The 22,316-nt window shown below is 64.6% G+C and carries 22 protein-coding genes and 1 pseudogene; 8 read left to right on the forward strand and 15 right to left on the reverse strand.

What is annotated here, in order from left to right:
* Positions 1–65: 65 nt before the first annotated feature.
* Genes ACQCSY_RS16585 through benA form a run of 4 tightly spaced genes read right to left on the reverse strand, consistent with a single transcriptional unit; the run spans position 66 to position 3,937 of the window.
* Positions 66–899, reverse strand: a complete 834-nt coding sequence (locus tag ACQCSY_RS16585) for a 1,6-dihydroxycyclohexa-2,4-diene-1-carboxylate dehydrogenase (RefSeq protein ID WP_427130484.1) — start codon at positions 897–899, stop codon at positions 66–68.
* Positions 896–1,951, reverse strand: coding sequence for a benzoate 1,2-dioxygenase electron transfer component BenC (benC, locus tag ACQCSY_RS16590; protein WP_427130485.1), 1,056 nt, complete (start codon positions 1,949–1,951; stop codon positions 896–898). Before benC ends, ACQCSY_RS16585 begins: the two co-directional genes overlap by 4 nt.
* Positions 1,952–1,979: 28 nt before the next feature.
* Entirely contained in the window at positions 1,980–2,516 is a 537-nt protein-coding gene (gene benB / locus ACQCSY_RS16595; protein WP_427130487.1) for a benzoate 1,2-dioxygenase small subunit, read from the reverse strand.
* A gap of 26 nt (positions 2,517–2,542) precedes the next feature.
* Positions 2,543–3,937, reverse strand: coding sequence for a benzoate 1,2-dioxygenase large subunit (benA, locus tag ACQCSY_RS16600; RefSeq protein WP_427130488.1), 1,395 nt, complete (start codon positions 3,935–3,937; stop codon positions 2,543–2,545).
* A 342-nt stretch (positions 3,938–4,279) separates the two neighbouring features.
* On the opposite strand from benA, the gene ACQCSY_RS16605 reads away from it, so the two are divergent.
* From ACQCSY_RS16605 to catA, 3 genes are all read left to right on the forward strand, one after another.
* Entirely contained in the window at positions 4,280–5,194 is a 915-nt protein-coding gene (locus ACQCSY_RS16605) for a LysR family transcriptional regulator (protein WP_427130490.1), read from the forward strand.
* Complete coding sequence (locus ACQCSY_RS16610) at positions 5,191–6,300, forward strand: mandelate racemase/muconate lactonizing enzyme family protein (RefSeq protein ID WP_427130492.1); 1,110 nt, start codon at positions 5,191–5,193, stop codon at positions 6,298–6,300. The genes ACQCSY_RS16605 and ACQCSY_RS16610 overlap by 4 nt, the downstream gene beginning before the upstream one ends.
* 73 nt (positions 6,301–6,373) lie before the next feature.
* Entirely contained in the window at positions 6,374–7,237 is an 864-nt protein-coding gene (gene catA / locus ACQCSY_RS16615) for a catechol 1,2-dioxygenase (RefSeq protein ID WP_427135887.1), read from the forward strand.
* A gap of 102 nt (positions 7,238–7,339) precedes the next feature.
* Here the strand turns inward: catA and ACQCSY_RS16620 are convergent, their stop codons facing one another.
* Complete coding sequence (locus ACQCSY_RS16620; protein ID WP_427130494.1) at positions 7,340–7,507, reverse strand: hypothetical protein; 168 nt, start codon at positions 7,505–7,507, stop codon at positions 7,340–7,342.
* Between the two features lie 81 nt (positions 7,508–7,588).
* Here ACQCSY_RS16620 and ACQCSY_RS16625 point away from each other — a divergent pair, with 81 nt between their 5' ends.
* Entirely contained in the window at positions 7,589–8,554 is a 966-nt protein-coding gene (locus ACQCSY_RS16625) for a GlxA family transcriptional regulator (protein WP_427130495.1), read from the forward strand.
* On the opposite strand, the gene ACQCSY_RS16630 is transcribed toward ACQCSY_RS16625, so the two are convergent.
* From ACQCSY_RS16630 to ACQCSY_RS16650, 5 genes are all read right to left on the reverse strand, one after another.
* A complete protein-coding gene (locus tag ACQCSY_RS16630; protein WP_427130497.1) occupies positions 8,551–8,853 on the reverse strand; it encodes a protealysin inhibitor emfourin in 303 nt (100 codons plus the stop codon). The genes ACQCSY_RS16625 and ACQCSY_RS16630 overlap by 4 nt on opposite strands.
* Before the next feature lie 108 nt (positions 8,854–8,961).
* Positions 8,962–10,005: a M4 family metallopeptidase gene (locus tag ACQCSY_RS16635; protein ID WP_427130499.1), complete on the reverse strand. Its 1,044-nt coding sequence runs from the start codon at positions 10,003–10,005 to the stop codon at positions 8,962–8,964.
* Between the two features lie 207 nt (positions 10,006–10,212).
* On the reverse strand, positions 10,213–10,485 hold the full coding sequence (locus ACQCSY_RS16640; RefSeq protein WP_427130501.1) for a hypothetical protein: 273 nt from the start codon (positions 10,483–10,485) through the stop codon (positions 10,213–10,215).
* A complete protein-coding gene (locus tag ACQCSY_RS16645) occupies positions 10,482–11,150 on the reverse strand; it encodes an RNA polymerase sigma factor (RefSeq protein WP_427130503.1) in 669 nt (222 codons plus the stop codon). The genes ACQCSY_RS16640 and ACQCSY_RS16645 overlap by 4 nt, the downstream gene beginning before the upstream one ends.
* A 4-nt stretch (positions 11,151–11,154) precedes the next feature.
* Positions 11,155–11,403 (reverse strand): hypothetical protein, encoded by a 249-nt coding sequence (locus ACQCSY_RS16650; protein ID WP_427130505.1) that lies wholly within the window; start codon positions 11,401–11,403, stop codon positions 11,155–11,157.
* A gap of 392 nt (positions 11,404–11,795) precedes the next feature.
* On the opposite strand from ACQCSY_RS16650, the gene ACQCSY_RS16655 reads away from it, so the two are divergent.
* A complete protein-coding gene (locus ACQCSY_RS16655) occupies positions 11,796–12,284 on the forward strand; it encodes a hypothetical protein (protein WP_427130507.1) in 489 nt (162 codons plus the stop codon).
* A 242-nt stretch (positions 12,285–12,526) separates the two neighbouring features.
* Here the strand turns inward: ACQCSY_RS16655 and ACQCSY_RS16660 are convergent, their stop codons facing one another.
* A complete protein-coding gene (locus tag ACQCSY_RS16660; protein ID WP_427130509.1) occupies positions 12,527–13,708 on the reverse strand; it encodes a tyrosine-type recombinase/integrase in 1,182 nt (393 codons plus the stop codon).
* A 553-nt stretch (positions 13,709–14,261) separates the two neighbouring features.
* Here ACQCSY_RS16660 and ACQCSY_RS16665 point away from each other — a divergent pair.
* Positions 14,262–14,486, forward strand: coding sequence for a helix-turn-helix transcriptional regulator (locus tag ACQCSY_RS16665; RefSeq protein ID WP_427130511.1), 225 nt, complete (start codon positions 14,262–14,264; stop codon positions 14,484–14,486).
* Positions 14,487–17,244: 2,758 nt separating this feature from the next.
* A pseudogene (locus tag ACQCSY_RS16670) lies at positions 17,245–19,016 on the forward strand (IS1634 family transposase).
* Between the two features lie 78 nt (positions 19,017–19,094).
* Here the strand turns inward: ACQCSY_RS16670 and ACQCSY_RS16675 are convergent.
* Together ACQCSY_RS16675 and ACQCSY_RS16680 are read right to left on the reverse strand one after the other, a co-directional pair.
* Positions 19,095–19,259, reverse strand: a complete 165-nt coding sequence (locus ACQCSY_RS16675; RefSeq protein WP_427130513.1) for a DUF4158 domain-containing protein — start codon at positions 19,257–19,259, stop codon at positions 19,095–19,097.
* Between the two features lie 136 nt (positions 19,260–19,395).
* On the reverse strand, positions 19,396–20,478 hold the full coding sequence (locus tag ACQCSY_RS16680) for a putative Ig domain-containing protein (RefSeq protein ID WP_427130514.1): 1,083 nt from the start codon (positions 20,476–20,478) through the stop codon (positions 19,396–19,398).
* A 109-nt stretch (positions 20,479–20,587) separates the two neighbouring features.
* Between ACQCSY_RS16680 and ACQCSY_RS16685 the strand changes: the two genes are divergently transcribed.
* Positions 20,588–20,908 (forward strand): hypothetical protein, encoded by a 321-nt coding sequence (locus ACQCSY_RS16685; protein ID WP_427130516.1) that lies wholly within the window; start codon positions 20,588–20,590, stop codon positions 20,906–20,908.
* Between the two features lie 255 nt (positions 20,909–21,163).
* Here ACQCSY_RS16685 and ACQCSY_RS16690 read toward each other — a convergent pair whose 3' ends face one another.
* Positions 21,164–22,066, reverse strand: a complete 903-nt coding sequence (locus tag ACQCSY_RS16690) for a tyrosine-type recombinase/integrase (RefSeq protein WP_427130518.1) — start codon at positions 22,064–22,066, stop codon at positions 21,164–21,166.
* 54 nt (positions 22,067–22,120) lie between these two features.
* A complete protein-coding gene (locus ACQCSY_RS16695; protein ID WP_427130520.1) occupies positions 22,121–22,288 on the reverse strand; it encodes a hypothetical protein in 168 nt (55 codons plus the stop codon).
* Between the last annotated feature and the right edge of the window lie 28 nt (positions 22,289–22,316).

The raw sequence follows: 22,316 nt of genomic DNA on the forward strand, positions 1-22,316 counted from the left end.
GGTCGAACGGGACGGGATTGAACCGGGCGGGGGATAGGGCTTGCATCGCCGAAGGTGGCGGATGCTCAGCCCAGGTCGCCACCGGCGACAGCGAGGACGCTGCCGGTGATGTAGGAGGCCTCGTCCGAGGCAAGGAACGCGATGGGACCGGCCTGTTCCTCGAGGGTTCCGTACCGCTTCATGAGCGACGAATCGAGGGTCTGGTCCACGATCTGCTGGTACCAGGCCTTTTCTTCCTCACCTTCGGGCTGCGGGCCGCGGACGACGCGGCGGGGCGGAGCCTCCGTCCCGCCGGGAGCCGTGGCCACTACGCGGATTCCATGCGGGGCGGCTTCGAGGGCGAGGGCGGCCGTGATGGCCTTCACCCCGCCTTTGGCCGCTGCATAGGGAACGCGGTTGACGCCGCGCGTGGCGACGGAGGCGACATTGACGATCACGCCGCCCTGCCGGCTGATCATGTGCGGAAGGACTGCCCGGCAGGTCCAGAGTGTCGGGAACAGGGAACGCTGGATTTCCTTGCTGATCTGCTCGGGTTCGTAGTGTTCAAAGGGCCTGGCCCAGATGGTGCCGCCGACGTTGTTGATCAGGACGTCGATCCGGCCGTGGCGGGCGATGGCCGCTTCGATGGCGGCGCTGGCGCCTTCATAGTCTTCGAGATCGGCCGTGATGGCGAACGCGGAGGCGCCTGTGCAACCGCCTGCGGCAGCGAGTTCCGCGGCGGCTTCGTGGACAAGCTCGGCACGGTCCACCAGGACGGTGTCGGCTCCCTCGGCTGCCACACGCGAGGCAACGGCACGCCCGATTCCCTGCGCCGCTCCCGTAACGACGACGACCTTGCCGGCGAACCGGCCCGGGCTGATGACCCGGGCCCTGCTCGTGTCCAAACCGTTCGTGCTCAAGCGACGGCCCCGGCGAGTGCCGGTGCTGCGGCCGCCGTGCTTCCGACGGCGAAGCGCTCGTAGTAGAAGTTGGCGGGGGTGATGCCCCGGGTGTCCCAGTACTTGCGGACCGCATCCACCATGGCGGGAGGGCCGCAGAGGTAGACGTCGACGTCGCCGTCGTTCAGCTGAGCGGCGGTGATGTATTGGGTCACATAGCCCTTGTTCTCCGCCGTGCTCTCCGGGTCCGCCACGCAGACGGCAATCGTGAAGTTCTCGATCGCGTCGGCGTAGTGCTGCAGCTTATCCAGCTCCACCAGGTCCTTGTCGAAGGTGACACCGTAGACCAGGTGCACCGGATGGGCCGGTGCTTCTTCGAGGCCGGTGGCGATCTTCTCCAGCATCGACAACAGCGGCGCGATGCCCGTGCCGCCGGCTAGCATGAGCACCGGACGCTTGATGTCCCGCAGGAAGAAACTGCCCATGGGGCCGGTCAGCGCAATGGTGTCGCCCACCTGGGCCCGTTCCTTCAGATAGGTCGTCATGGCGCCCTCCGGTGCCGTGCGGATGAGGAATCGCAGCTCGTCCGCGGCGGGTCCGCTGCTGAAGGAATAGGACCGGGAGGCCTCGGTGCCGGGAACGGCGAAATTCATGTACTGGCCGGGGAGGAACTTCAGCTCCCCGCGGTTCTCGACGGCGAGGGTGAGTGCGGCGGTGTTGTCCGCGAACCAGCTGAGGTCCGTGACGGTGGCCTCGAAGGTCGTGGCGCCGGCCTTGGCCATCTCCGAGGTGCCGGCGACCTGCAGGACGAGGTCGCTTTCCGGCACCATCTGGCAGGGGAGGCAGAAGCCCTTCTCGGCTTCATCCTCGGTGAGGGCCTCGTCGATGTAGTCGCCGCCGTCGTATTTTCCGGATTCGCAGAAGGCTTTACAGGTGCCGCAGGCGCCGTCGCGGCAGTCGAAAGGGATGTTGATGCGGGACTTGTAGGCGGCGTCGGCAACGGTTTCATTGGGGTTCGCCGTGACAAAGCGGGTGACGCCGTCCTCGAAGCTGAGGGCAATCTGGTAACTCATGGGGGCTCGATTCCAGTCGTTTCGGAGCTTAGATGTGGTAGATGTCCACGATGTGGTGGATGTAGTCGTTCTTGAGGACGACCTTCTTCTTGGTGATGACGGGCTGCGTGCCGGAGTAATCGATGGTGTAGAACGATGTTCCGAAGTAGGGGTCGATGTTCTGGTAGCGGTAATACAGCGTGAACCAGTTGAAGCGCACATCAACCTCGCTGCCGCGGGCCCCGACGATCTCGACGTTGGTGATGTTGTGGCCCGTGCGCGGTTCCGGCAGGCTGGTCGCGCTGGAGCGGTCGGTCTTAATACGGAAGACACGGTCCTCCAGCCCTCCCCGGTTGGGGTAGTAGATCAGCGAGATTTCGCGCTGGGGGTCGCTCGTGAGCTGGTCGTCGTCCGCCCAGGCCGGCATCCAGAATTCGGCCTCCGGGTGGTAGCAGTCCAGCCAGCGGTCAAACTCGCGGTCGTCCAGGAACCGCGCCTCGCGGTAGAGGAATGCGCGGATTTCTTCCAGGGACGCGGGGCCGGCCGGCGCGTTGTCCTGGGTTTCGATGTCGATTGTCTGTGTCATGAGGTTCTCCTTGGCTGCGTACGGGCCTAGTTCTGGGCTGCGTTCTGCACTGCGTGCTGTGTGGCGGCTTCGGCTGCTTCTTCGGCGGCCGCCGCTTGGCGCATCGTCTCCACCCAGTAGCCGTGCTGAATGGGGTAGAGCCCTTCGTCTTCGGTGCGGGCACCGCTGGAAATGGGCTTGAGGCCGATCACATCGGCGTTGGCGTCCGGACCTTCGATCTGGTGCATCACCCCGCGGCTGAGGTCGTTCCACGGCGCTGCCGTGGCCAGGTAGGTCTTCTGGCAGGAGCGGAACTCCTCGAGATCGTCCGGGGTGGCCATGCCGGAGGCATTGAAGAAATCCTCGTACTGGCGGATGCGGTTGGCGCGGGCCTCGGCGCTTTCGCCCTTGGGCGCGATGCAGTAGATGGTCACCTCGGTCTTGTCGACGGAGATGGGGCGGAAGTGCCGGATCTGGGAACCGAACTGGTCCATCAGGTAGACGTTCGGGTACAGGCAGAGGTTGCGGGAGATGTTGATCATCCAGTCGGCCTTGTCCTCGCCGAATTTCTGCACGAGTTCGTCGCGGCGGTCGTAGAGGGGACGGTTGCTCGGGTCCAGCCACTCCGTCCACAGCAGCAGGTGGCCGTGGTCGAAGGAGTAGTAGCCGCCCTTCTGCTTGGCCCAGCCGCCCGCGTCCATGTTCTTGGTTTCGTTGGCCGATTCGCCCGTGGTCCGGCGCGCGGTGGTGGCGGCGTAGTTCCAGTGCGTCGCGGAGACGTGGTAGCCGTCGGCGCCGTTCTCGGCCTGCAGCTTCCAGTTGCCGTCATAGGTGTAGGTGGAGGCGCCACGCAGGACTTCCAGGCCGTCCGGGGACTGGTCCACGATCATGTCGATGATCTTCGTGGATTCACCCAGGTGTTCCTCAAGGGGCAGCACATCCGGGTTGATGCTGCCGAAGAGGAAACCGCGGTAGCTCTCGAACCTGGCCACCTTTGTCAGGTCGTGGGAACCTTCCTTGTTGAACTGCTCCGGGTAGCCGGCGTCGCGCGGGTCCTTGACCTTGAGCAGCTTGCCGGTGTTGTTGAAGGTCCAGCCGTGGAAAGGACAGGTGAACGTGGTGCGGTTGTCCGTCTTGCGGCGGCACAGCATCGCGCCGCGGTGGCTGCAGGCGTTGATCAGGGCGTTGAGGCCGCCCTGCTTGTCGCGGGAGATGATGATCGGCTGGCGGCCGATGTAGGTGGTGAAATAGTCCCCCACGTTGGGGATCTGGCTGTCGTGCGCCAGATACACCCAGTTGCCTTCGAAAATGTGCTTCATTTCAAGTTCGAAAAGGTCCTCGTCGGTGAAGATGCTTCGCTTGGCGCGGAAGACGCCGTTTTCGTGATCCTCCACCAGGGCCTCGTCAAGCTGTGCTCGGATGCCCGCCAGGGTCTCAGTCATGTTGGCTCCTATCGGTATCGGGCGGCATTGCCCGGGTTGCCGGGCAACGCTGCCCGTGCGGACCAGCCCAACGATCGGCCGGTCGATGCTGAATGCCACCAACTCTGCCAGCGGGTGGCGCGCGTCACACTAGGCATTTGCCTAACCTCGCCTAGGCATCGATTGAGACTTTTGAAGTCTGAAAAGTGCGGAATTGAGTATTTGTTGAATACTAAATTCGGCCCTACGCTGTTGAACCAACAACCATCCAACAACGAGCCGCGGCCTGCAATGCCCGCCGCGGCGGCCCGGACACCAAGGCGGCGGCCGGCCTGCAATCACCACGGAAGGAGCCAGTGCGGCATGGAACTTCGTCACCTGCGCTACTTCGTGGTGGTTGCCGAAACCTGCCACTTCGGCCAGGCGGCGGAGCGGCTGCGGATGGCCCAGCCCCCGCTGTCCCAGCAGATACGGCAGCTGGAAGCGGAACTTGGCGTCGATCTCCTCACCCGGACCACCAGGAGCGTCAAACTGACGCCCGCCGGCGAAACCTTCCTGGTGGACGCCCAGCGGATCCTCGGCAGCGTTGATGAGGCGGCACGCCGCGCCCGCCGGTTCGCGGACGGAAAGGCGGGGACGCTTCGCATCGGGCTGACAGGGACGGCGTCCTACACGCAGCTTCCCGTCCTTGCCCGGCTCGTCAAGGAACAGCTGCCCGGCGTCGTCCTGGACGTCCGGTCGGAAATGCTCACACCGGCCATCGAACAGGCGCTGGCTGCCGGGGAACTCGACGTCGGGGTCCTGCGGCCGCCCGTCCGCGACGCGTCACTGGCCTTGCGCCCTGTTGCCCGGGAGCGGTTCGTCGTCGCGCTGCCCGCCGGTCACCGGCTTGCCGCCGAAGATTTGGTGACTATCGGTGAACTGCGTGCCGAGGACTTCATCATGTACCAGGCCGGCTCCCGGTCAGTGGTCAACGATGCCGTGATCCGTGCATGCCGGGCGGCGGACTTCCAGCCCCGCGTCGCCCATGAATCAGCCACAACTTCCAGCCAGCTGTCCCTCGTGGCGGCAGGCCTGGGGGTGGCCGTACTGCCTGAGTCCGTCCGGGGGATTGCGCTGGACGGCGTGCACTACCGGACGGTGGCCGGCGCCGAGGCGGTGGAGCTTGGGCTGTCATGGCGGCGCAACGAACGGTCGCCGCTTGTTGACTCCTTCCTCGCAGTGCTCGAGGACAACAAAATCTTCATCGACTCGACCGACTCCGGAGGTCTCCCGTGAAAATCACAGCAATAGAGGCGATCCCGTTCGCCATCCCGTACGCGAAACCCCTGCGCTTCGCCAGCGGGGAGGTCCACACCGCACAGCATGTCCTGGTCCGGGTCCGAAGCGACGACGGCGTCGTGGGTGTTGCCGAGGCGCCGGCCCGGCCCTTCACCTACGGGGAGACCCAGGAATCCATCGTGGCGGCCATCCAGACGCTTTTCGCGCCGCGCATCGTGGGAATGTCCATCATGGACCGCGAGGCTGTCCATGCGGTCATGGACCGGACAGTGGGCAACCCGACCGCCAAATCCGCCGTCGACATGGCCATCTGGGACGTCATCGGAAAAACGCTCGGCCAGTCCGTCACCGCCCTGCTTGGCGGTTTTTCGGACGGCATGAGGGTCAGCCACATGCTGGGCTTCGCGGAGCCCGCGAAGATGGTCGCCGAAGCGGAGCGCATGCGCGACAGCTACGGGATCACCACCTTCAAGGTGAAGGTGGGCCGGAAGCCATTCCAGCTCGACGTCGACGTCTGCCGCGCCCTGCGTGAAGAGCTCGGGGACGGGATCGAACTGTACATCGACGGCAACCGCGGGTGGACGCCGTCGGAATCCCTCCGGGCGCTCAACGCCATGGCGGACCTCGACCTCACCCTGGCCGAAGAACTGTGTCCTGCCGACGACGTCCTGGGCCGCAAGTGGCTCGTGGACCATTGCCCCGTTCCGTTCGTTGCCGATGAGAGCGCCACGAAGCCCGGCGAGGTCACCCGCGAACTGCTCAATGGGGCCGCCAACGCCGTCAGCATCAAGACGGCCCGAACCGGGTTCTCGCACTCACAGCGTGTGCTGTTCCTGTGCGACGGGGTTGGCGCCGAGGTGGTCATGGGCAATCAGATCGACGGCCAGGTGGGAACCCTTTGCACCGTGACGTTCGGAGCGGCCTTCAAGTCCACCACGGTGCGCGCCGGGGAACTCTCCAACTTCCTCGACATGAGCGATGACCTCCTGGCGGAGCCGCTGGAGATCGTGGACGGACGCTTGGCTGTGCGCCAGGCGCCCGGCATCGGGATCGAAATCGACCCGGAAAAGCTAGCCAAATACCGCCTCGACCGGAACAACTGAAGCTCCAATCCATCAACCCAACACCACGGCGCCCGCCTTGGGGCAGGCGCCGGCTGCAGAAAGTGAGTCAATGATGACAACCCAGCTAAACGAATTTGACGCCAAGGCCGCAGAGTCCGGCAACGCTGCCACCGAGCGTTTCCGCGAAAGCGGCAAGACGGCGGCACTCGACGTTCCCCAGGAGCGCGTGTCCCTTCTGGCCAACGAGGTCCTCGGCGCGGTCTACGAGACGATCCGCAAGCACAAGGTGACCTACGACGAGTTCAACGCCCTGAAGTCCTGGCTGATCAGCGTCGGGGAAGACGGCGAATGGCCGCTGTTCCTGGACGTCTGGGTGGAGCACGTGGTCGAGGAAGTGTCCACGGAGGACCGCGAAGGCAACAAGGGCACCATCGAAGGCCCCTACTACGTTTCGGGCTCGCCGCAGCTCGAAACGCCGGCCACCCTTCCGATGCGCGACGACGAAGGCGGCACCCCGCTGCTGTTCCAAGGCCAGGTCCGCGCCGTAGACGGCACCCCGCTCGCCGGCGCCCACGTCGAGATCTGGCACGCTGACGACAACGGCTTCTACTCCCAGTTCGCCCCAGGCCTGCCCGAGTGGAACCTTCGCGGCACCGTCGTGGCGGACTCCAACGGCAACTTCGCGTTGAACACCGTGCAGCCTGCCCCCTACCAGATCCCCACCGACGGTGCGTGCGGCAAGCTGATCGCAGCCGCCGGCTGGCACGCCTGGCGTCCGGCGCACCTGCACCTGAAGGTCTCCGCCCCGGGCCACCAGTTGCTGACAGCGCAGCTCTACTTTGAAGGGGACCAGCACCTTTCCGACGACATCGCCTCGGCCGTCAAGCCGGAACTGGTGCTGAGCCCCGCAGCGCGTGCGGATGACGCCGGCGTTGAAGTCACATACGACTTTGTCCTGGATGCCGCCCGCTCCTGACCCGCCCCGAGTCTCCACACCGAGGCAGTGACACGAGGCAGTGAGAGGACCCGGCCGCAGGGCCGGGTCCTTTCGAGTGTGCGGTTCGTTAGGGTCTGCGGCTCAGAAGATCCGCAGGGTGTAGTTGACGCTCGGGAGGTCGAGGGCTGTCCATTCGTTCTCCGAACGGACCGGCGGGGTGTGGCCCCGTCCATCGTTGCGCAGAGCGGAGACGGTGGCTGCAACGGCGCTGGTGATCAGGATGATGAGGGCAATTCCGATGAGTTCCATACCTCCATGGTTCTCCGGTCCGGGGAACAAAAAAAGTGGCAGAAATGACCAAAAAGCTATAATTTCTGCCACAATGGATTCATGATCAATTCAGTGGCAATGATCGTGGTCCCCAACTTCTCCATTTTCGAGTTCGCGACCGCATTCGAGGTCTTCGGCGTGGACAGGTCGGACCGCGGAACGGGCGTGCCGGCCTTCGATTTCCGGGTCTGCGCTCCGGTGCCCGGCGACGTCCCGCTCAAATCCGGGCTGTCGATGCACGTGGGGCTGGGACTGGACGCCGCGGCTGACGCGGACCTGGTGATTATGGCCCCGTACGGCCGGGACGAGGATGTCCCGGAGTCCGCCCTGGACGCACTGCGGGCGGCGCATGCTCGCGGGGCGTGGGTGATGTCCATCTGTTCCGGTGCCTTCGCACTGGCGCGGGCAGGCCTGCTCGACGGCCGGCGCTGCACCACCCACTGGCACTACTCCCAGGAACTCGCCAGCCGCTACCCCAGCGTGCTGGTGGACGAAAACGTGCTGTACGTCCAGGACGGGAGGATCATCACCAGTGCCGGCACGGCCGCGGGAATCGACGCGTGCCTGCACCTGATCCGTGTTGAGTTCGGCGCCAAGGTTGCCGCCGGCATCGCCCGCGACATGGTGGTCCCCCCGCACCGGGACGGCGGCCAGGCGCAGTACATCGACCGGCCGATTCCGGCGTGCGGTTCTGAACCCATGGAGCAGCTGCTGCAATGGATGGTCGGTCATCTGGAGGAGGACCACTCCGTCAACGAGCTGGCGGCCCGGGTCCACATGTCACCGCGGACGTTCGCGCGGCGCTTCCGGTCGGAGACGGGGGCAACTCCCGCGGCGTGGCTGAACTCCCAGCGGGTACTGCGGGCCCAGGAGCTGCTGGAGACCACGGAGCTCAATATCGATGAAGTCGCCCGGGAATCCGGCTTCGGCCACTCGGTGCTGCTGCGGCACCACTTCACCAAGGCGCTGGACACCAGCCCGCAGTCCTACCGGCGCACCTTCCGGGGGCAACTGGCCGCCGTCTAGGGACTCTCCGGAGCCTCGATCGACTCAGCGGCCGCCCTGGTATTCTCGAACAGGTCCCGCCACGGCCCGGTCAGCGCCTGTTCAGGCAGGGTCGCCCGGAGTTGGCCGGCCCGGAGGCTGTAGGTGAACCGATCCGGCCGGCCGGCGGAGACGGCCTGGCTTGCCTCCGGAACCGCGTCCCACGGACACGCCTCAACGAGGGGCTGCCACCGGTCCTTGTCGTCCGGCGGCACCGCCTGGACGGTCCAGGTCCGTGTCATTCCGGCTACGCCGCCGCTGCGCTGAACGGTAATTTTCATGAGCCTGTGACTTTCATGGGACCGTTTTCATGGGATAGCGATCTTCATGGCCTGGTTCCCGTGTTCGGTTGTCGACGGCCGCCTGATCGGGGGCCGGCGGCAACTCGGTTACAGCTTTACCTTCACAGTTTCCCACGCAGACCGCACGGCGTCATGCTCTCCGGACTCCGCTCCGAAGAGTTCCTTGGCGGACGCCGCAGTGGCCCGGGCAAAGGCGCCGAACGTGGCGTTCGGAGCCAGCGTGCCGCCGGTCAGTGTCTCATACCAGATCCTCGCGGGCGCGTCCCAGGCGTTGCCGCCCAGAGCCGTGGCAACAAGGCAAAAGGCACGGTTCGGGATGCCGGAGTTGATGTGCACGCCGCCGTTGTCCGCGCTCATCCGCACGTAGCCGTCCATCGAGTCCGGCTGCGGGTCCTTGCCGAGGACGTCGTCGTCGTACGCGGTTCCCGGCGCCTTAATGGAACGCAAGGCGGCACCCTGCACCTGGTCCGTAAACAGGCCTTCACCGATGAGCCAGCTCGCCTCGGCGGTGGACTGCTGCTTCGCGTACTGCTCCACGAGGGCACCGAAGACATCGGACAGGGATTCATTGAGAGCGCCGGCCTGGTTCCGGTACACCAGCCCCGCCGAATACTGCGTGACGCCGTGGGCGAGCTCGTGGCCGATCACGCTCAGGGACTTCGTGAACCGGTCAAACACCTGGCCGTCGCCGTCGCCGAATACCATCTGCCGGCCGTCCCAGAATGCATTGTCGTAGCGCTGGCCGTAGTGGACGGTTGCATCGAGGGGGAGCCCGCTGCCATCAATGGAGTTGCGGCCGAAGGCGTCGGCGTAGAACCGGTGGGTGTGCCCCAGCCCGTCGTACGCTTCATCCGTGGCCGGATCTCCGGTGGGCGGTGTCCCCTCTTTCCGGACCAGGCTGCCCGGCAGCCTCTCCAGTGACTTGGCGTCGTAGATGGTTCGCTCGGGAGGTCCGGGCTTGACCTCGCGCATGCCCGGGGGAGCGGCAGGTGACGGCAGCGCGCGGGATGCCTGAAAGCTCTTGACGTGCAGCAGCGTTTTCCTGGCGGCCTGGGCGGCTTCGTATAGCCGTGGTTCGCGCTGTGCTGCCAGGCGGCGGAGCAGGTACGGAGGAATGATTGAACAGTACATGTGAGACCCCTTCATGCTTCGGCGGGGAACCAGGCGGCAACAGCTGATGCGAGCCCAGCCGGCTGCCGGCCACCGGGAACCCCGCTGCCGATGGGAACAGCCTACGATCGGGGACCGACAATTGGCAGAGGGGACCTGGCGGGTGACCTTGAGCCCGACTTGCGCCGCCGCCTCTAAGGCGGCCACATCGGTCACTGAGGCTTTCCGCTAGAACTCCTCCAGCCGGCGCAGCGCGGGGCCGGGATCCACGTTCTCGTCCGCGGCCACGAGCAGAAGCAGGGAACGGGCTTCCTCGCAGCAGGCAGAGCAGCCGGACAAGTGCGCCCGCAGTGCTGGCATGTCGTCCGGAGCGTTGGCCAGCAGGAGTTCGACGTATTCGTCGACCGCCGCGAAGCAGTCGTCGCATGAGAGCCACGGCTCGGCCGATAGGGTCAGCCGGCGCACCGTTTCCGGTGTCAGTTTCCGGCGGAACGTAGTCATGAGATGCCTCTCGGAGTGATGGGTGTGGTCAGGTAGCCGGCGAGCGCCAAGTGCGCCCGGAGCCGACCGCGGGCATCATGCAGGGTTTTGTAGAGCGCGTTGCGCATGGTCCCCAACCGATCGGCCAGGACATCGATGGGCACCTCGTCCACCAGCAGTGCCAGCACTATCCGGCGCTGGTGGGCGGTGAGCGCCTCCTCGATCGCCACCCGGACGGCGGCGGACAGTTCGGAGCCTTCTGCCAGCTGTTCGGGCGATGTTGCGGCGGATGGCTGCTCGGGCACCGATTCAAGGTCCACGTCCCGGTGCCGCCACAAATTGCGCCGGACCTCGACGGCGGCGTGCAGGATGCCGAATTTGTAGGCCCAGGTGGTGAACCTGCTCCGTCCCTCAAAGCTGGATAGTTTGCCCAGAACGGCCACCATGGCCTCGTCGGCGGCTTGGTTGATCAGTTCGTCTACTCGCACGGCTCCAATGGCCGGCAACCCGTAGTACATCTGCGATACCTGGTGACGGGCGGCCTTCAACAGAAGCTGGTGCAGCTTCACCAGCGCCGACTCGTGCCCGGGACCGGGTGTGCTCAGCAGCCCCACCCAATCCTCGTCGGCGCGGCCGGGGCGGACTGCCCGCGTGTCCGCGAGTTCGGGTCCGTCCAGGGTAGCCATTGGATCACTCCTGCCCGCCGGGCTCGCCCATCGGCCCGGCGATCCGGACTGCCAGCTCCGGCGGACAGCCCCTGTCCACCAAATTGAGAAGCTCGTGGATGTCCACGCCCCGCGAGGCTGCCATCCGTGCCGCCAGCGTAGCAGGGAAGCCCGCTTCACGCAGCAGACGCGCACGCCAGGCAACGACGCCGTCCCATTCGTTTCGGGCCACCCCGGCCCCTGCCAGTGCTTCTATTTCTCGCTGAATGTTCATACCTGGTTAGTGTCACTTGGCCCCTGCCTCTTACCCCGTGGGCCGGTCGGCGCAAGCCGGACCGCTGCGGGCCGAAACGCCACTGGTAAGACATACCGCTCGGCTGCCAATAACAAGTCGTGGGCACCAGCCCGTACGAAAGGAGATTCCATCGTGGATACCATGACATCCCACGGACGACCGAGGACCGCCGTCCTGATTGCCGTGCTGGCGTTGTCGGCCGGTATGTCCTCGGCCTGCTCGCCGGGAACGGCGCCGGCGGCGCCAGCGGAACCCGCGGTTCAGGAGGCTGCCGCCATATCCGTGCACGACCACGGGTCCGGCAATGCCAACTCCGTGCCAGCATCACAACTCGCGCTCCGCAGGCAATGCGGTCGCTGTGGGGGCAGCACATGGAGTGGACGCGTCTGGCCATCGTCGATTTTGCGTCTGGCTCGGCAGGCTTCCCCACCACGGCTGAACGGTTACTGCAAAATCAGGCGGGCATCGGCAATTCCATCAAGCCCTACTACGGCGAAGCGGCTGGCGCTCAACTGACAACACTGTTGAAAACCCACATCACTGACTTCGTCGCCCTCTTCCAGGCTGCCAAAGCCCAGGATGCCGCCACGCTTAAGGCGGCGACGACTGCCGTGTACGCCAATGCGCAGGACATCGCCGATTTCCTTGCCACGACCAACCCCCGGAACTGGTCCCAGACATCGATGCGCTCGACGATGAAGGAGCACATCGACCAGACCATTGCCTACGGCAGCAACGAGCTGAACGGCCGGTATGCCGAGGGCATTGCCACCTACGACAAGGCGGAGGCGTACATGCAGATGATGGCGGATGACCTGAGCTCCGGCCTCATCTATGCATTGCCCGGCAGGTTCCGCTGACGGGTACCGGCGCGATGTCCGGGCGACCGCGGACCGCTTCTGGCCCGCGGTGGGGGATCGGCTGACGCGATGTACAGGACATGAAGAAAACCCCGCCGTTTCAAGGAAACGGCGGGGTTTATTCTGTGCCCTCGATTGGAATCGAACCAACAACCTTCTGCTCCGGAGGCAGTAGTCAAATCCACGCGAACACTGGGATACAGGCTCATATGATGACATAAAAGTGACGCCAAGAAAATCTGTCAACGCCAATCCATGCCCCGCAGGAGGTCATTCAGTCGGCTGGCGCTGTCGTGGAGGTCATCGTCGAAGAGGCCAGCGTAGGTGTCGAGCGTCAGGGTGGCCGAGGCGTGGCCTGCTATCCGCTGGACCACCTTGACGTTTGCCCCCGCGCTGATCGCCAGGGATACGGCGGTGTGCCGCAGGTCGTGGAACGTGGGGGAGGGGAATTCGGCGTCACCGGCTGCGGCCCGTTCGATAGCGGGCTTGTAGACGTTCTTCGTGAAGTTGCCATTGCGTAGGACCGTTCCTCGCGGGCTCTGAAAGACCCGGGCTGTCGTGGGCTTCCCTTCGATAACGCCTCTCAGTCGGTCGGCTATCAGCCGGGGGATTGGGACCTGCCGGTCCTCACCGCCCTTAGTCGCGCCGAGGACCAGCTTGCCGGAGACTTCGCTGTAGGCCTGCGTAACGGCCAGCATGGGTTTGTCGCCAAGCCGCACGTTGGCTACGGTAAGCGCAGTCACTTCACCCCAACGAAGCCCGCATGTGCCCGCCAGCATGACCATGAGTCCGCCGTCCCCCGCCTCATGGGCAATGGCGGCAAGCTGCTTCATGGTCAGGTAAGTATGACGCTTGACCGGACGGGCGTCCGGTATGTAGTCCGCCCGACCAGTGGGGTCCTTCGCGGGGTTGGCCGGCAAGAGGCGCTTCCTGACCGCGTAGCCCATGATGCGGCCAAAAATCTTGCCCACAAGTTCCCGCGTTCGGGCGCCGGCGGGCTTGCCGTCCATGCCCCTGAGCGTCATGATCCACTCGCTCGTCGCGTCATACGTGACGTTTGAAATGCGAGTCACGCCCCATCGCGGCTCAATGTAGTTCTCGTAGAGGCGGAAGTAGTTGTCGTAGGTCTTTGGCGTGACCGGCCTTCGGCCGTTCGCACCTACGGTCTTAACCCTTTCCAGCCATTCCAGCGCCAGTTTGCCGACCTTCATCTTGTCGGCAAGTTTTGGGTCTACCCACGAGCCCGAGCGCATGGCCTGTCGGGTGGATGCCTGGAAGTCTTCGGCTTCGGCTTTTGTGGTGAAGCGTTTGCGACGGCGAACCTTGCCCTTGACTGCGTCGTCGGCCAGCCAATCCACCTGCCACCGTTTGGACTTCGCGCCCGGTTTCCAGGCGCCACTTTCTTTGAGGTCCGTTATCGCCATGCAACCAGGATAAGTGACAGTGACATTCGAAAGCAGACATTCAGGGCCGTGATCCGGCCGTGCAGGCCACGCCACTGGAAGACATGGGCCAACGCAGACCTGACAGGAGTCGATGCGCGGGAACGGCACGCTGCGAATCGGGACCTCACGATGTTGCCGTGCTCCAGCCTCCGGCCGGAAGCGTTGGTACTGGCATGGGCCGCTGATGCGGCAGTCATGCTGGCACTTCCCGCCGGGAGGCATGTGGTGATTCTCCTGCCGGCGTAGTCGTCAAGAAGTCGCGCGTTTGGGGGCTTTGCAGCCACGGAGCAGCCCAGGCTGCAACGGCTCCCGAGGCAGGTGGTTACGGCAACCCGGCGACGAAGCTCCGAGCTGGATTATCTCCGGGGGTTGGAGCCACAGAATATTTGTATCGGCTTCTTCCCCTTCGGTCTCCAGGAATCCTCGGGACTAGCTCGGGAGTTTGCGGAGCCGGTCCCGCGAAGCCGCACTATCCAACCGTTCACTGCGCCCTAATGGCGCATGCCCTTTTTCAAATCATCGGGAGTCTTGCATGACCAACAACGGCGTCAACATCGTCACCGTCGACAAGGCCTGGGAGGTGACCCAGTCCGTGTATCTGGACCGCCGCACGACGGCCCAGTTCATGGGGGTAAGCGAAAAGTTCTTGGCGACCCATCTGGTCGACGGGCCAAAGCGCTTACGCGTGGGCTCGAAGATTCTCTACCGTCTCTCCGACGTTGAGCACTGGATGCGCCAGCAGGAGGTAACCCGGTGAGTCGCTGGAGGGCCATCCTGATCCGTCCCCGTGCCGCCTTCGCTTGGGGCTTCGGCGGTGCCACGGTGGTGGAGCCGGTAGTCCTCGCAGGACCCGAAGACAGCACCGCTTGGCCCCGTCCTCCTAATAATGCAGCGGCGCACTCCGCCCGCCGTGTGGGGGCCGGATTCCCCCGACCGCAAGGCGGCGACGCCCTTTCCCGGTCAATATCACCGTTTATTTCTTGGACACTCATCTGGAGGATATCTGGGAAGGCCAAAGACCCAGGGCAAGTGCAAGATCAATGGCTGCGGCAAGGACGCACGCAGCCGGCGCATGTGCTGGGGACACTACAAACAATGGCAACGAAGGCGGGGGCACTTACGCTGTCACGCCCCGGGGTGCGACAACCACCAGGACGACGGCGGACGAAGGATGAACGGGGTGTTCTACTGCCGGCTCCACGAAAATGGGCACCTCCGGATTACTGCCGAGGCTGAAGTCCTGAACCTCCGCCGGCTCGGTCACAACCTCACAGGCGATGACCGCGGGTGTTGGCTTTGGTACCTGTCAAGGAACGACGGGGGCTATGGCACCTTCGTTCCCGAAGGCGCGAACATCGCCCAGTGGCTAACCCACCGCGTCGTGTGGGACCTGCTCATCGGTGGCCACAAGCCCACCCTTGAGCTGGATCACCGAACGTGCAAGCGCCCCAACTGTGCAAATCCGCTGCACCTGGAGCCTGTGACCAGGGGCATGAACCAAAGAAGGAAACGCGGTGGTCCGGACTGGGGCTGGATCAATCCCGACGCGGCGACAAATACACGAGTAGTGGGTATCCGGTCTGCTCAGGTTGGCTGGGTGCATGCTCGGACTTGAGCTAATCGCGGACTATTTTGGAGTACCAGGAAGGGTTCGGCGACGAACAGGTCTGTTTGGGGCTCTCTTTTGAGTGTCGCTGACACAACCTGAGCTAACCGGATGCGCACTACACGAGTAATTGAATTTGCCCGACTCCACGGCTTGCCTCTGCAGGCTGCAGCGCGACATTCAGACGTGTCGCACGTGCCCGCCCGGCGCCCGCGGCGCAGGCGCACCACCATTACTGACCGAAACCAGAAGAAGGACACCTATGCCCAATACCCCGGGCCCTGAAACTATGTCGCAGGCCGACGAGCATGGAAGGACGATGCGGCATTACCGCACTCTTGGCCTCTGCAATGCGTGTGCCGGCCAGGCTGCGTGGGGCCATCAGAACGGATTTTCCACAATCCACCCACCCTGCCCCGTTTGCCTGCCGATCGTCGTTTCCTTCCCTACCGAGGAGCGGGAACCCTGGCGCAGCTTTAGCCGCAGGCGCGGGCGCCGGCAGTCGCCCTGGACGGCCAACGAGCGCCCCTAGGCGCCGATTCAGGCGTGGATTTAAGTCTTGGCCCTTCTCCAAATCGGGCATCGCTTCTGGCCACGTTTATATGGCTGGTTCCGGCCGATCTGTGTCGAGGCCGATACTGAAGTTCGAGAGCAGGCCACCCCATCGTAGCGAGGGTGGCCTGCTTCCCCTTTGCCCGACCACTCATCTACCTCCGCAGTGAAGGCCTCTGCCGAAATGAGCGTTTCCCGCTGCGTAGAGGCGTGCCGCTACCTGATAGCCCCAGGTCTCACGAATACACCCGAGCGCGAGCTTTAGTTTCCGTACGCGATCGGAAGCGCAATCACGCCCGGGGCGGGGAATCAACTCCGATGGGGTCACCCCCACCCATTGGAACGGTCCGGTGGCAGGCCGTGTAAACGCTCATCGGGAAAGCGTCCGGCGCAGTCGGGGGCCGCAGCCTGGCCGCGGGTCCCATGGGAACCGGCGGAAGTGGGCCGCCAAAATAGACAACGTCGACGTCCTGGATACCTATGTCAAGGTAGCCAATGCAAGACGCACAACACCGGCGTATCCAGGCAATCCCACGGCAACAAGTGAGGTGGGCTAATGCAGCGAACGACAGCAGTGTACGGGGCGCTCGCCCTGCGGATCCTTTGGGCACTTCTGATGGTGATCCTCGGTGTGCTGATCCCGACCGGCTAGATTAGTGGGTTCGCCACCTCCCTCTATGGGGCCATGGTGCTCAGTGTCGTGCTTGCGGAGATGGCGCTGAGACGTAAAGTCGTCGGCCCGGCAGATGACCAGGGCCGACCAATACAGCGGTTCGGCTTGTTGGAGGTGGGACAAGATGGCAGACCGGTCGGTCGACGGGCGGTAACAGTAGTTCCAGACTCCGGTGCACAACGGGTCCGCGTTGAACGGCTTGTGGCTACGGGGATCCTTGCGTCTCAGTAATTTAGGGAAGGCTTAGCGGCTAGAGCGGAAATGCGTCCGCCCGACGCTAAAAGTTCAGGGCTTCGATTGCACTCCGGCAGGCAATCGCATGAAGCGCCACAGAAGCATCGCACTTGGGCGTCTACCTAGAAACTAGTCTCGCCGCGCGGGTCGCGTTGAGACCCCTGGCAGCCCTGGCTGGAAGCCACGCGCCGGGGCAGTGGTTCCCCGCAGCAAGAGAAGCAGGTGCCCTTGGTGTGTGGACATTCCGGCACATGGATAAGCCAGAGGTCAGATGGCCTTACTTGTAGGAACAAGTCGTGTTCTCGCACCCTAGGCCGAAGTTACGTTTGGCCTCTTGGCCGGGTTCTGTTGCGTTCCCGGCCGAGGGGCCACTTTTGTACCGTCATTTGTAGCCACTAAATTGAGCGTGTCGCTGACGGCTGGCGCCATGGTTCGCTGTAGGATTGTGGCATGGCACGCACAACGCAGGCGATGCACGTAGCCCGGACAAAGAGTCGGCGGGTGAACAAGGCCGGGGAAACGGTCGAGTACGAATCGGTGTTGCTCCGGCGGTCCTTCCGGCAGGAGGGCAAGGTCAAGCACGAGACCCTGGCGAACCTCTCGGCGCTGCCGGAACCGGCGATCGAAGCGGTCCGCGGCGCACTGGCCGGCAACCCGGCGGTATTCTCCGCCGAGGGTCTGGAGGCTGTGCGGTCCCTGCCCCACGGCCACGTTGCCGCCGTGGCCGCCCAGGCCAAAGCGCTCGGGATGCCCTCGCTGCTGGGGCGGGCGGGGCGGATGCGCGACATTGCCTTCGCCCTGGTGATCGCCCGGGTCTGCCGTCCCGGTTCGAAGCTGGCGACCACCCGCTGGTGGGCCGACACCACCCTGGCCGAGGACCTCGGCGTCGCCGGCGCCACCACGGACGAGGTCTACGCCGCGATGGACTGGCTCGCCGGCCGGCAGGAAGCCATCGAAGCCAGGCTCGCCGCCCGGCACTTGTCGGAAGAAGCGAATCCGGACCGGCTCGCACTGTTCGATCTGTCCTCGTCCTGGGTGACCGGACATAAGTGCCCGCTGGCGGCCCGCGGCTATTCCCGCGACGGGAAGAAGGGCCTCGAGCAGATCGAATACGGACTGCTCACCGACATCGACGGCCGGCCGGTCTCCGTACGCGTTGTCCCTGGCAACACCGCCGACCCCAAAGCCTTCGAGGACCTCGCCGCGGACTTCAAGACCCGATACCGGCTCGGCGAGATGGTCATGGTCGGGGACCGCGGCATGATCACCAACGCCAGGATCGAACAGCTGAAGGAACTCGGCGGCCTCGGCTGGGTCACCGCGCTGCGCGCCCCGGCAATCAAGGCCCTGGCCGCCGACGACGGACCGCTGCAGATGTCCCTGTTGACGAGACGGACCTGGCCGAAATCACCCACCCCGACTACCCCGGCGAACGCCTCATCGCCTGCCGCAACCCCGCCCTGGCGCAAGAACGGGCCCGCAAGCGCGGCGAACTGCTCGCCGCCACCGACACGGAACTGGCGAAAATCACCGCCGCCGCCGAAGCCGGGCGCATCAACGACGCCGGGAAGATCGGGCTCCGCGCCGGCAAAGTCATCGGCAAATACAAGATGGAAAAGCACTACACCCTGACCATCAACGACACCTCATTCGCGTACGCCCGCGACGAGGAACAGATCGCCGCCGAAGCGGCCCTGGACGGGATCTACATCATCCGCACCACCGTCAACGCAACCCGGATGGACGCCGGCCACGTCGTGGCGACCTACAAGTCCCTGGCCAACGTCGAACGCGACTTCCGCTCGATCAAAGCGATCGATCTGCAGCTGCGCCCGGTCCACCACTACACCGAAACCCGGGTACGGGCGCACGTGTTCATCTGCATGCTCGCCGCCTACCTGACCTGGCACCTGCGCAAAGCCTGGGCACCACTGACCTTCACCGACGAACACCGGCCCGAACCGGTCAACCCCGTCGCACCCGCCACCCGCTCCACCGCCGCGCAGACCAAGGCGTCACGGCGCACCACAGCCGGCGGGCAACCTGCCTACAGCTTCCGCCCCCTGCTCGACCACCTCGGGACCCTGACCCGCAACCGGCTGCACATCAACGGCACCGGAAAGAACACCGGCTTCGACCTCGTCACCACGCCCACACCCATCCAGCGCCAGGCCTTCGAACTCATCGGCCAGCCCATCCCGACCACCATCGGAGGCAAGTAGCCAGACAAGCAACCACCGAAACCCGCGAAATCCCCGCCCGGCGGGGATTTCACGCGTCACGACAGACGTAACTTCGGACTAAAGGCTGAACCCCAGCCGGTTGTAGTCCCCGCGCCGCTTGTTGACCAGCGCCTTGTCGGTGTCATCGAGGAAGAAGCACCGCTCCAACTCCGCCAGAGACGGCGGCTCCGTGAAACGACTATAGGCCGCGGCCTGGACATCAGTGAGGAACTCAACCGGCATAAACCCCAACATAGAGCCAAGACCTGACAGGCATCACAGAACGGAACAACTGTTAGGCATCGCCCGGCGAGGCTTCGCCGCCTCCGCCTTAGCGACCAGGGCAACAAGTCCGAGCCCGTTAGCGCCGGATCCTGTTTCATTTTTTGTGATGGGCCTTCACGGTGATCGTCAGGGACGGGGTGAGAGCGTCGGGGCTGACCCCGTTGGTCGCGGTGACCGCGAACGTTGACGTGCCGGCCGTGGTGGGGGTGCCGGAGAGGATCCCGGTGGTGGTGTTCAGGCTCAGCCCGGGAGGCAGGGTACCGGAGGAGACCTTGAAGGTCGGGGCCGGGGTGCCGGACGCGGCGAACGTGTAGGTGTAGGCGGCACCGACGGTGGCGGTGGCCGGGGGCGACGCCGCGGTGAACACCGGGGCTGCCTGGGTGGGGTTGACGGTGATCGTCAGGGACGGGGTGAGGGCGTCGGGGCTGACCCCGTTGGTCGCGGTGACCGCGAACGTTGACGTGCCGGCCGTGGTGGGGGTGCCGGAAAGGATCCCGGTGGTGGTGTTCAGGCCCAGCCCGGGAGGCAGGGTACCGGAGGAGACCTTGAAGGTCGGGGCCGGGGTGCCGGACGCGGCGAACGTGTAGGTGTAGGCGGCACCGACGGTGGCGGTGGCCGGGGGCGACGCCGCGGTGAACACCGGGGCTGCCTGGGCGGGGTTGACGGTGATCGTCAGGGACGGGGTGAGGGCGTCGGGGCTGACCCCGTTGGTCGCGGTGACCGCGAACGTTGACGTGCCGGCCGTGGTGGGGGTGCCGGAGAGGACCCCGGTGGTGGTGTTCAGGCCCAGCCCGGGAGGCAGGGTACCGGAGGAGACCTTGAAGGTCGGGGCCGGGGTGCCGGACGCGGCGAACGTGTAGGTGTAGGCGGCACCGACGGTGGCGGTGGCCGGGGGCGACGCGGCGGTGAACACCGGGGCCGCCTGGGCTGGTCCGGCCGCCACCGTCTTCAGGATAATGTCATCGGCGATCATGTCGCCGTCCTGCATCACGTGTTCTGCTCCCAGCTGGAGGACATTCATCGAAGTATTTGAACCTAGATCGATGAACCCGGTCGTGCTGTTGGAGCGGTCAAAGAGTTTGGTGCCGTCCTGCCATACCTGGACCTGGCTTTGCGCACCATTGACTACCAGGTGAATTTTCAGGGCAAACTTTTGGCCGACGGCTATGTGACCCACGCCTATGATGGTGAAGCCGGAGCCGGTAGCCCATCTTACGAACAGGCTGCCCGATCCGTTTTGACGCGATACGTCAAACAGGCGGCTGCCGCCGTTAAAGAAGCGCAAGGTGGGAACGTTATTGTTCGAGGCGCTGCCTTCGCGCGTGATATCAAACCAGCCGCTGGCCCAAACTTCGCTGGCCGAAGCCGGCAAATTTTTCACCACGTTGGCCTCGGAGCCGCTATTCCCGGTCACACTTATTCGTGCAGCGCAGGCGGGGGAGTTGGAAATTGCCGATTGCACGGTGGCGGTGGCGTCGCCCAGCTGGGTGACAGTCGTCCATTTGCTGAAATCATTGGTTTCAAAGTTATCGGCGAGAACGACTGTGCCGGGGTCAGTATTTGTGGGAACAGGAGCGGTGGGGTTGCAGGGGGACGTAATGGCCTGAACGCTGGTTGCCGAACCGAAGCTCATGCAAATCATGAGGGCGGCTGTTGCAAGAGTGGCTGCCAAAGCCGGGTGCCGCCGTCTTAGCTCAGAATTGCCTTTATGTCCCGTATTCTCCATGGGAAGTGTCCCTTATGAGGTGTTATCGGTGCAGGTGCTCTAGCTGCGAACTCTGCAGCCCGTACTACCCCACGAGGCCCGGAGGAGCCGCATCAGTATCTCCTGTGGATGGATGGAGCCGTTCATGATGAACCCCTTATTGGCCGCACGACCGGAGTCTACTCTTGTCTCCGGTTCTTGGCACTACGGGGTGCCCACCCAACGTCGCGCGCAGTTCGCTGGCATTCGTCGGGGATACTCGATTCGGGGGTTGAGTAGTATCCGTGCAGCCGTTGGCGCTAAGCGCCTTCTGGGTTGGCGCTACATGCGCACGGTAGCCAACTGGACCGCGAATCTTATCTTGAGCTGACGAAATGATCATGGCGCTGACCTGCGGTGATTCGTTATGGACAGTGTCGTCGACGTGGTCATCAGCAGGGTCCGATGATCGTTGCGGATTTCTTCCTCGGCGTGTCGCGGGTGCTGCCGCGAATATCGGCTGCGCGGCGTTCTCCGAGGGCCATGGCAAGTGCCTCGCGGAGGAGACGCCAGCCTTGGCGCGGGCCCGGTTGTCGTTGGCACGGGGTATGACGGTGACGGCTCGCTCCGCGATGCCCATGTCCTCGTGCCGGAGGCCGAGGGCCTCGCCGATCCTCACCCCGCAGTCCAGCAGGAGGGCAAAGAGCAGGCGATCGCGTAAGTGGTCGCAGGCATCCAGGATCGCCTGAACCTCTTTGACGGCAAGGACCTTCGGTCGAGGCCGCCCGGTCTTCAGCTTGATCGTCCGCCGCCGCTCGGGCTTGTTCTTGGTGACGTGATGCAGGAACGGCTTGTAGGACGTGGCCGACCCCGCCCCTCGCCGTCCCGTCGGCTGCATCGTGACCAGCAGCCCGGCAAGCGCGACCCCGTGCCGGGCGTGGAACTCGCAGAACGAAGTCAACGCCGCCAGCTTGCGGTTCACACTGGCCGCCGAGCAGTGGTGCTCCACCGTGGACAGCACCGCGACCCTGCCGTCACGGGCCTCTGGCGGCAGCCGGAGCCAGGCCACGAACCCGGCCACGTCCTCCAGCGACGCGGATTGCCAGCTGCCCCCGTGCCTGTCCAGGCAGGTGAATCAGTCCTTCAGGTCATGGGCGTATGCCTTGATTGTGTTCGGTGACTTCTCGATCGACGCCAGATAGGCCAGGAACCGCTCGACCGGTTCGACCGGCATGTGGTCATCGCCAAGCAGCGTCCAGGACTCGAATTCCGAGTTGGGCATGAGAACCCGCTGTACACGCATCGAAACCTCCTACTCATCCGTGGTGGAT

The sequence above is a fragment of the Pseudarthrobacter sp. S9 genome (assembly GCF_050156545.1).
GTDB lineage: Bacteria > Actinomycetota > Actinomycetes > Actinomycetales > Micrococcaceae > Arthrobacter.

Bases quoted from the DNA above. Each gene is read 5' to 3' on its own strand.
- benC (WP_427130485.1), bottom strand. From the start codon at position 1,951: ATGAGTTACCAGATTGCCCTCAGCTTCGAGGACGGCGTCACCCGCTTT.
- benB (WP_427130487.1), bottom strand. From the start codon at position 2,516: ATGACACAGACAATCGACATCGAAACCCAGGACAACGCGCCGGCCGGC.
- benA (WP_427130488.1), bottom strand. From the start codon at position 3,937: ATGACTGAGACCCTGGCGGGCATCCGAGCACAGCTTGACGAGGCCCTG.
- ACQCSY_RS16605 (WP_427130490.1), top strand. From the start codon at position 4,280: ATGGAACTTCGTCACCTGCGCTACTTCGTGGTGGTTGCCGAAACCTGC.
- catA (WP_427135887.1), top strand. From the start codon at position 6,374: ATGACAACCCAGCTAAACGAATTTGACGCCAAGGCCGCAGAGTCCGGC.
- ACQCSY_RS16620 (WP_427130494.1), bottom strand. From the start codon at position 7,507: ATGGAACTCATCGGAATTGCCCTCATCATCCTGATCACCAGCGCCGTT.
- ACQCSY_RS16625 (WP_427130495.1), top strand. From the start codon at position 7,589: ATGATCAATTCAGTGGCAATGATCGTGGTCCCCAACTTCTCCATTTTC.
- ACQCSY_RS16630 (WP_427130497.1), bottom strand. From the start codon at position 8,853: ATGAAAATTACCGTTCAGCGCAGCGGCGGCGTAGCCGGAATGACACGG.
- ACQCSY_RS16635 (WP_427130499.1), bottom strand. From the start codon at position 10,005: ATGTACTGTTCAATCATTCCTCCGTACCTGCTCCGCCGCCTGGCAGCA.
- ACQCSY_RS16640 (WP_427130501.1), bottom strand. From the start codon at position 10,485: ATGACTACGTTCCGCCGGAAACTGACACCGGAAACGGTGCGCCGGCTG.
- ACQCSY_RS16645 (WP_427130503.1), bottom strand. From the start codon at position 11,150: ATGGCTACCCTGGACGGACCCGAACTCGCGGACACGCGGGCAGTCCGC.
- ACQCSY_RS16650 (WP_427130505.1), bottom strand. From the start codon at position 11,403: ATGAACATTCAGCGAGAAATAGAAGCACTGGCAGGGGCCGGGGTGGCC.
- ACQCSY_RS16655 (WP_427130507.1), top strand. From the start codon at position 11,796: ATGGAGTGGACGCGTCTGGCCATCGTCGATTTTGCGTCTGGCTCGGCA.
- ACQCSY_RS16660 (WP_427130509.1), bottom strand. From the start codon at position 13,708: ATGGCGATAACGGACCTCAAAGAAAGTGGCGCCTGGAAACCGGGCGCG.
- ACQCSY_RS16665 (WP_427130511.1), top strand. From the start codon at position 14,262: ATGACCAACAACGGCGTCAACATCGTCACCGTCGACAAGGCCTGGGAG.
- ACQCSY_RS16675 (WP_427130513.1), bottom strand. From the start codon at position 19,259: ATGCCGGTTGAGTTCCTCACTGATGTCCAGGCCGCGGCCTATAGTCGT.
- ACQCSY_RS16695 (WP_427130520.1), bottom strand. From the start codon at position 22,288: ATGCGTGTACAGCGGGTTCTCATGCCCAACTCGGAATTCGAGTCCTGG.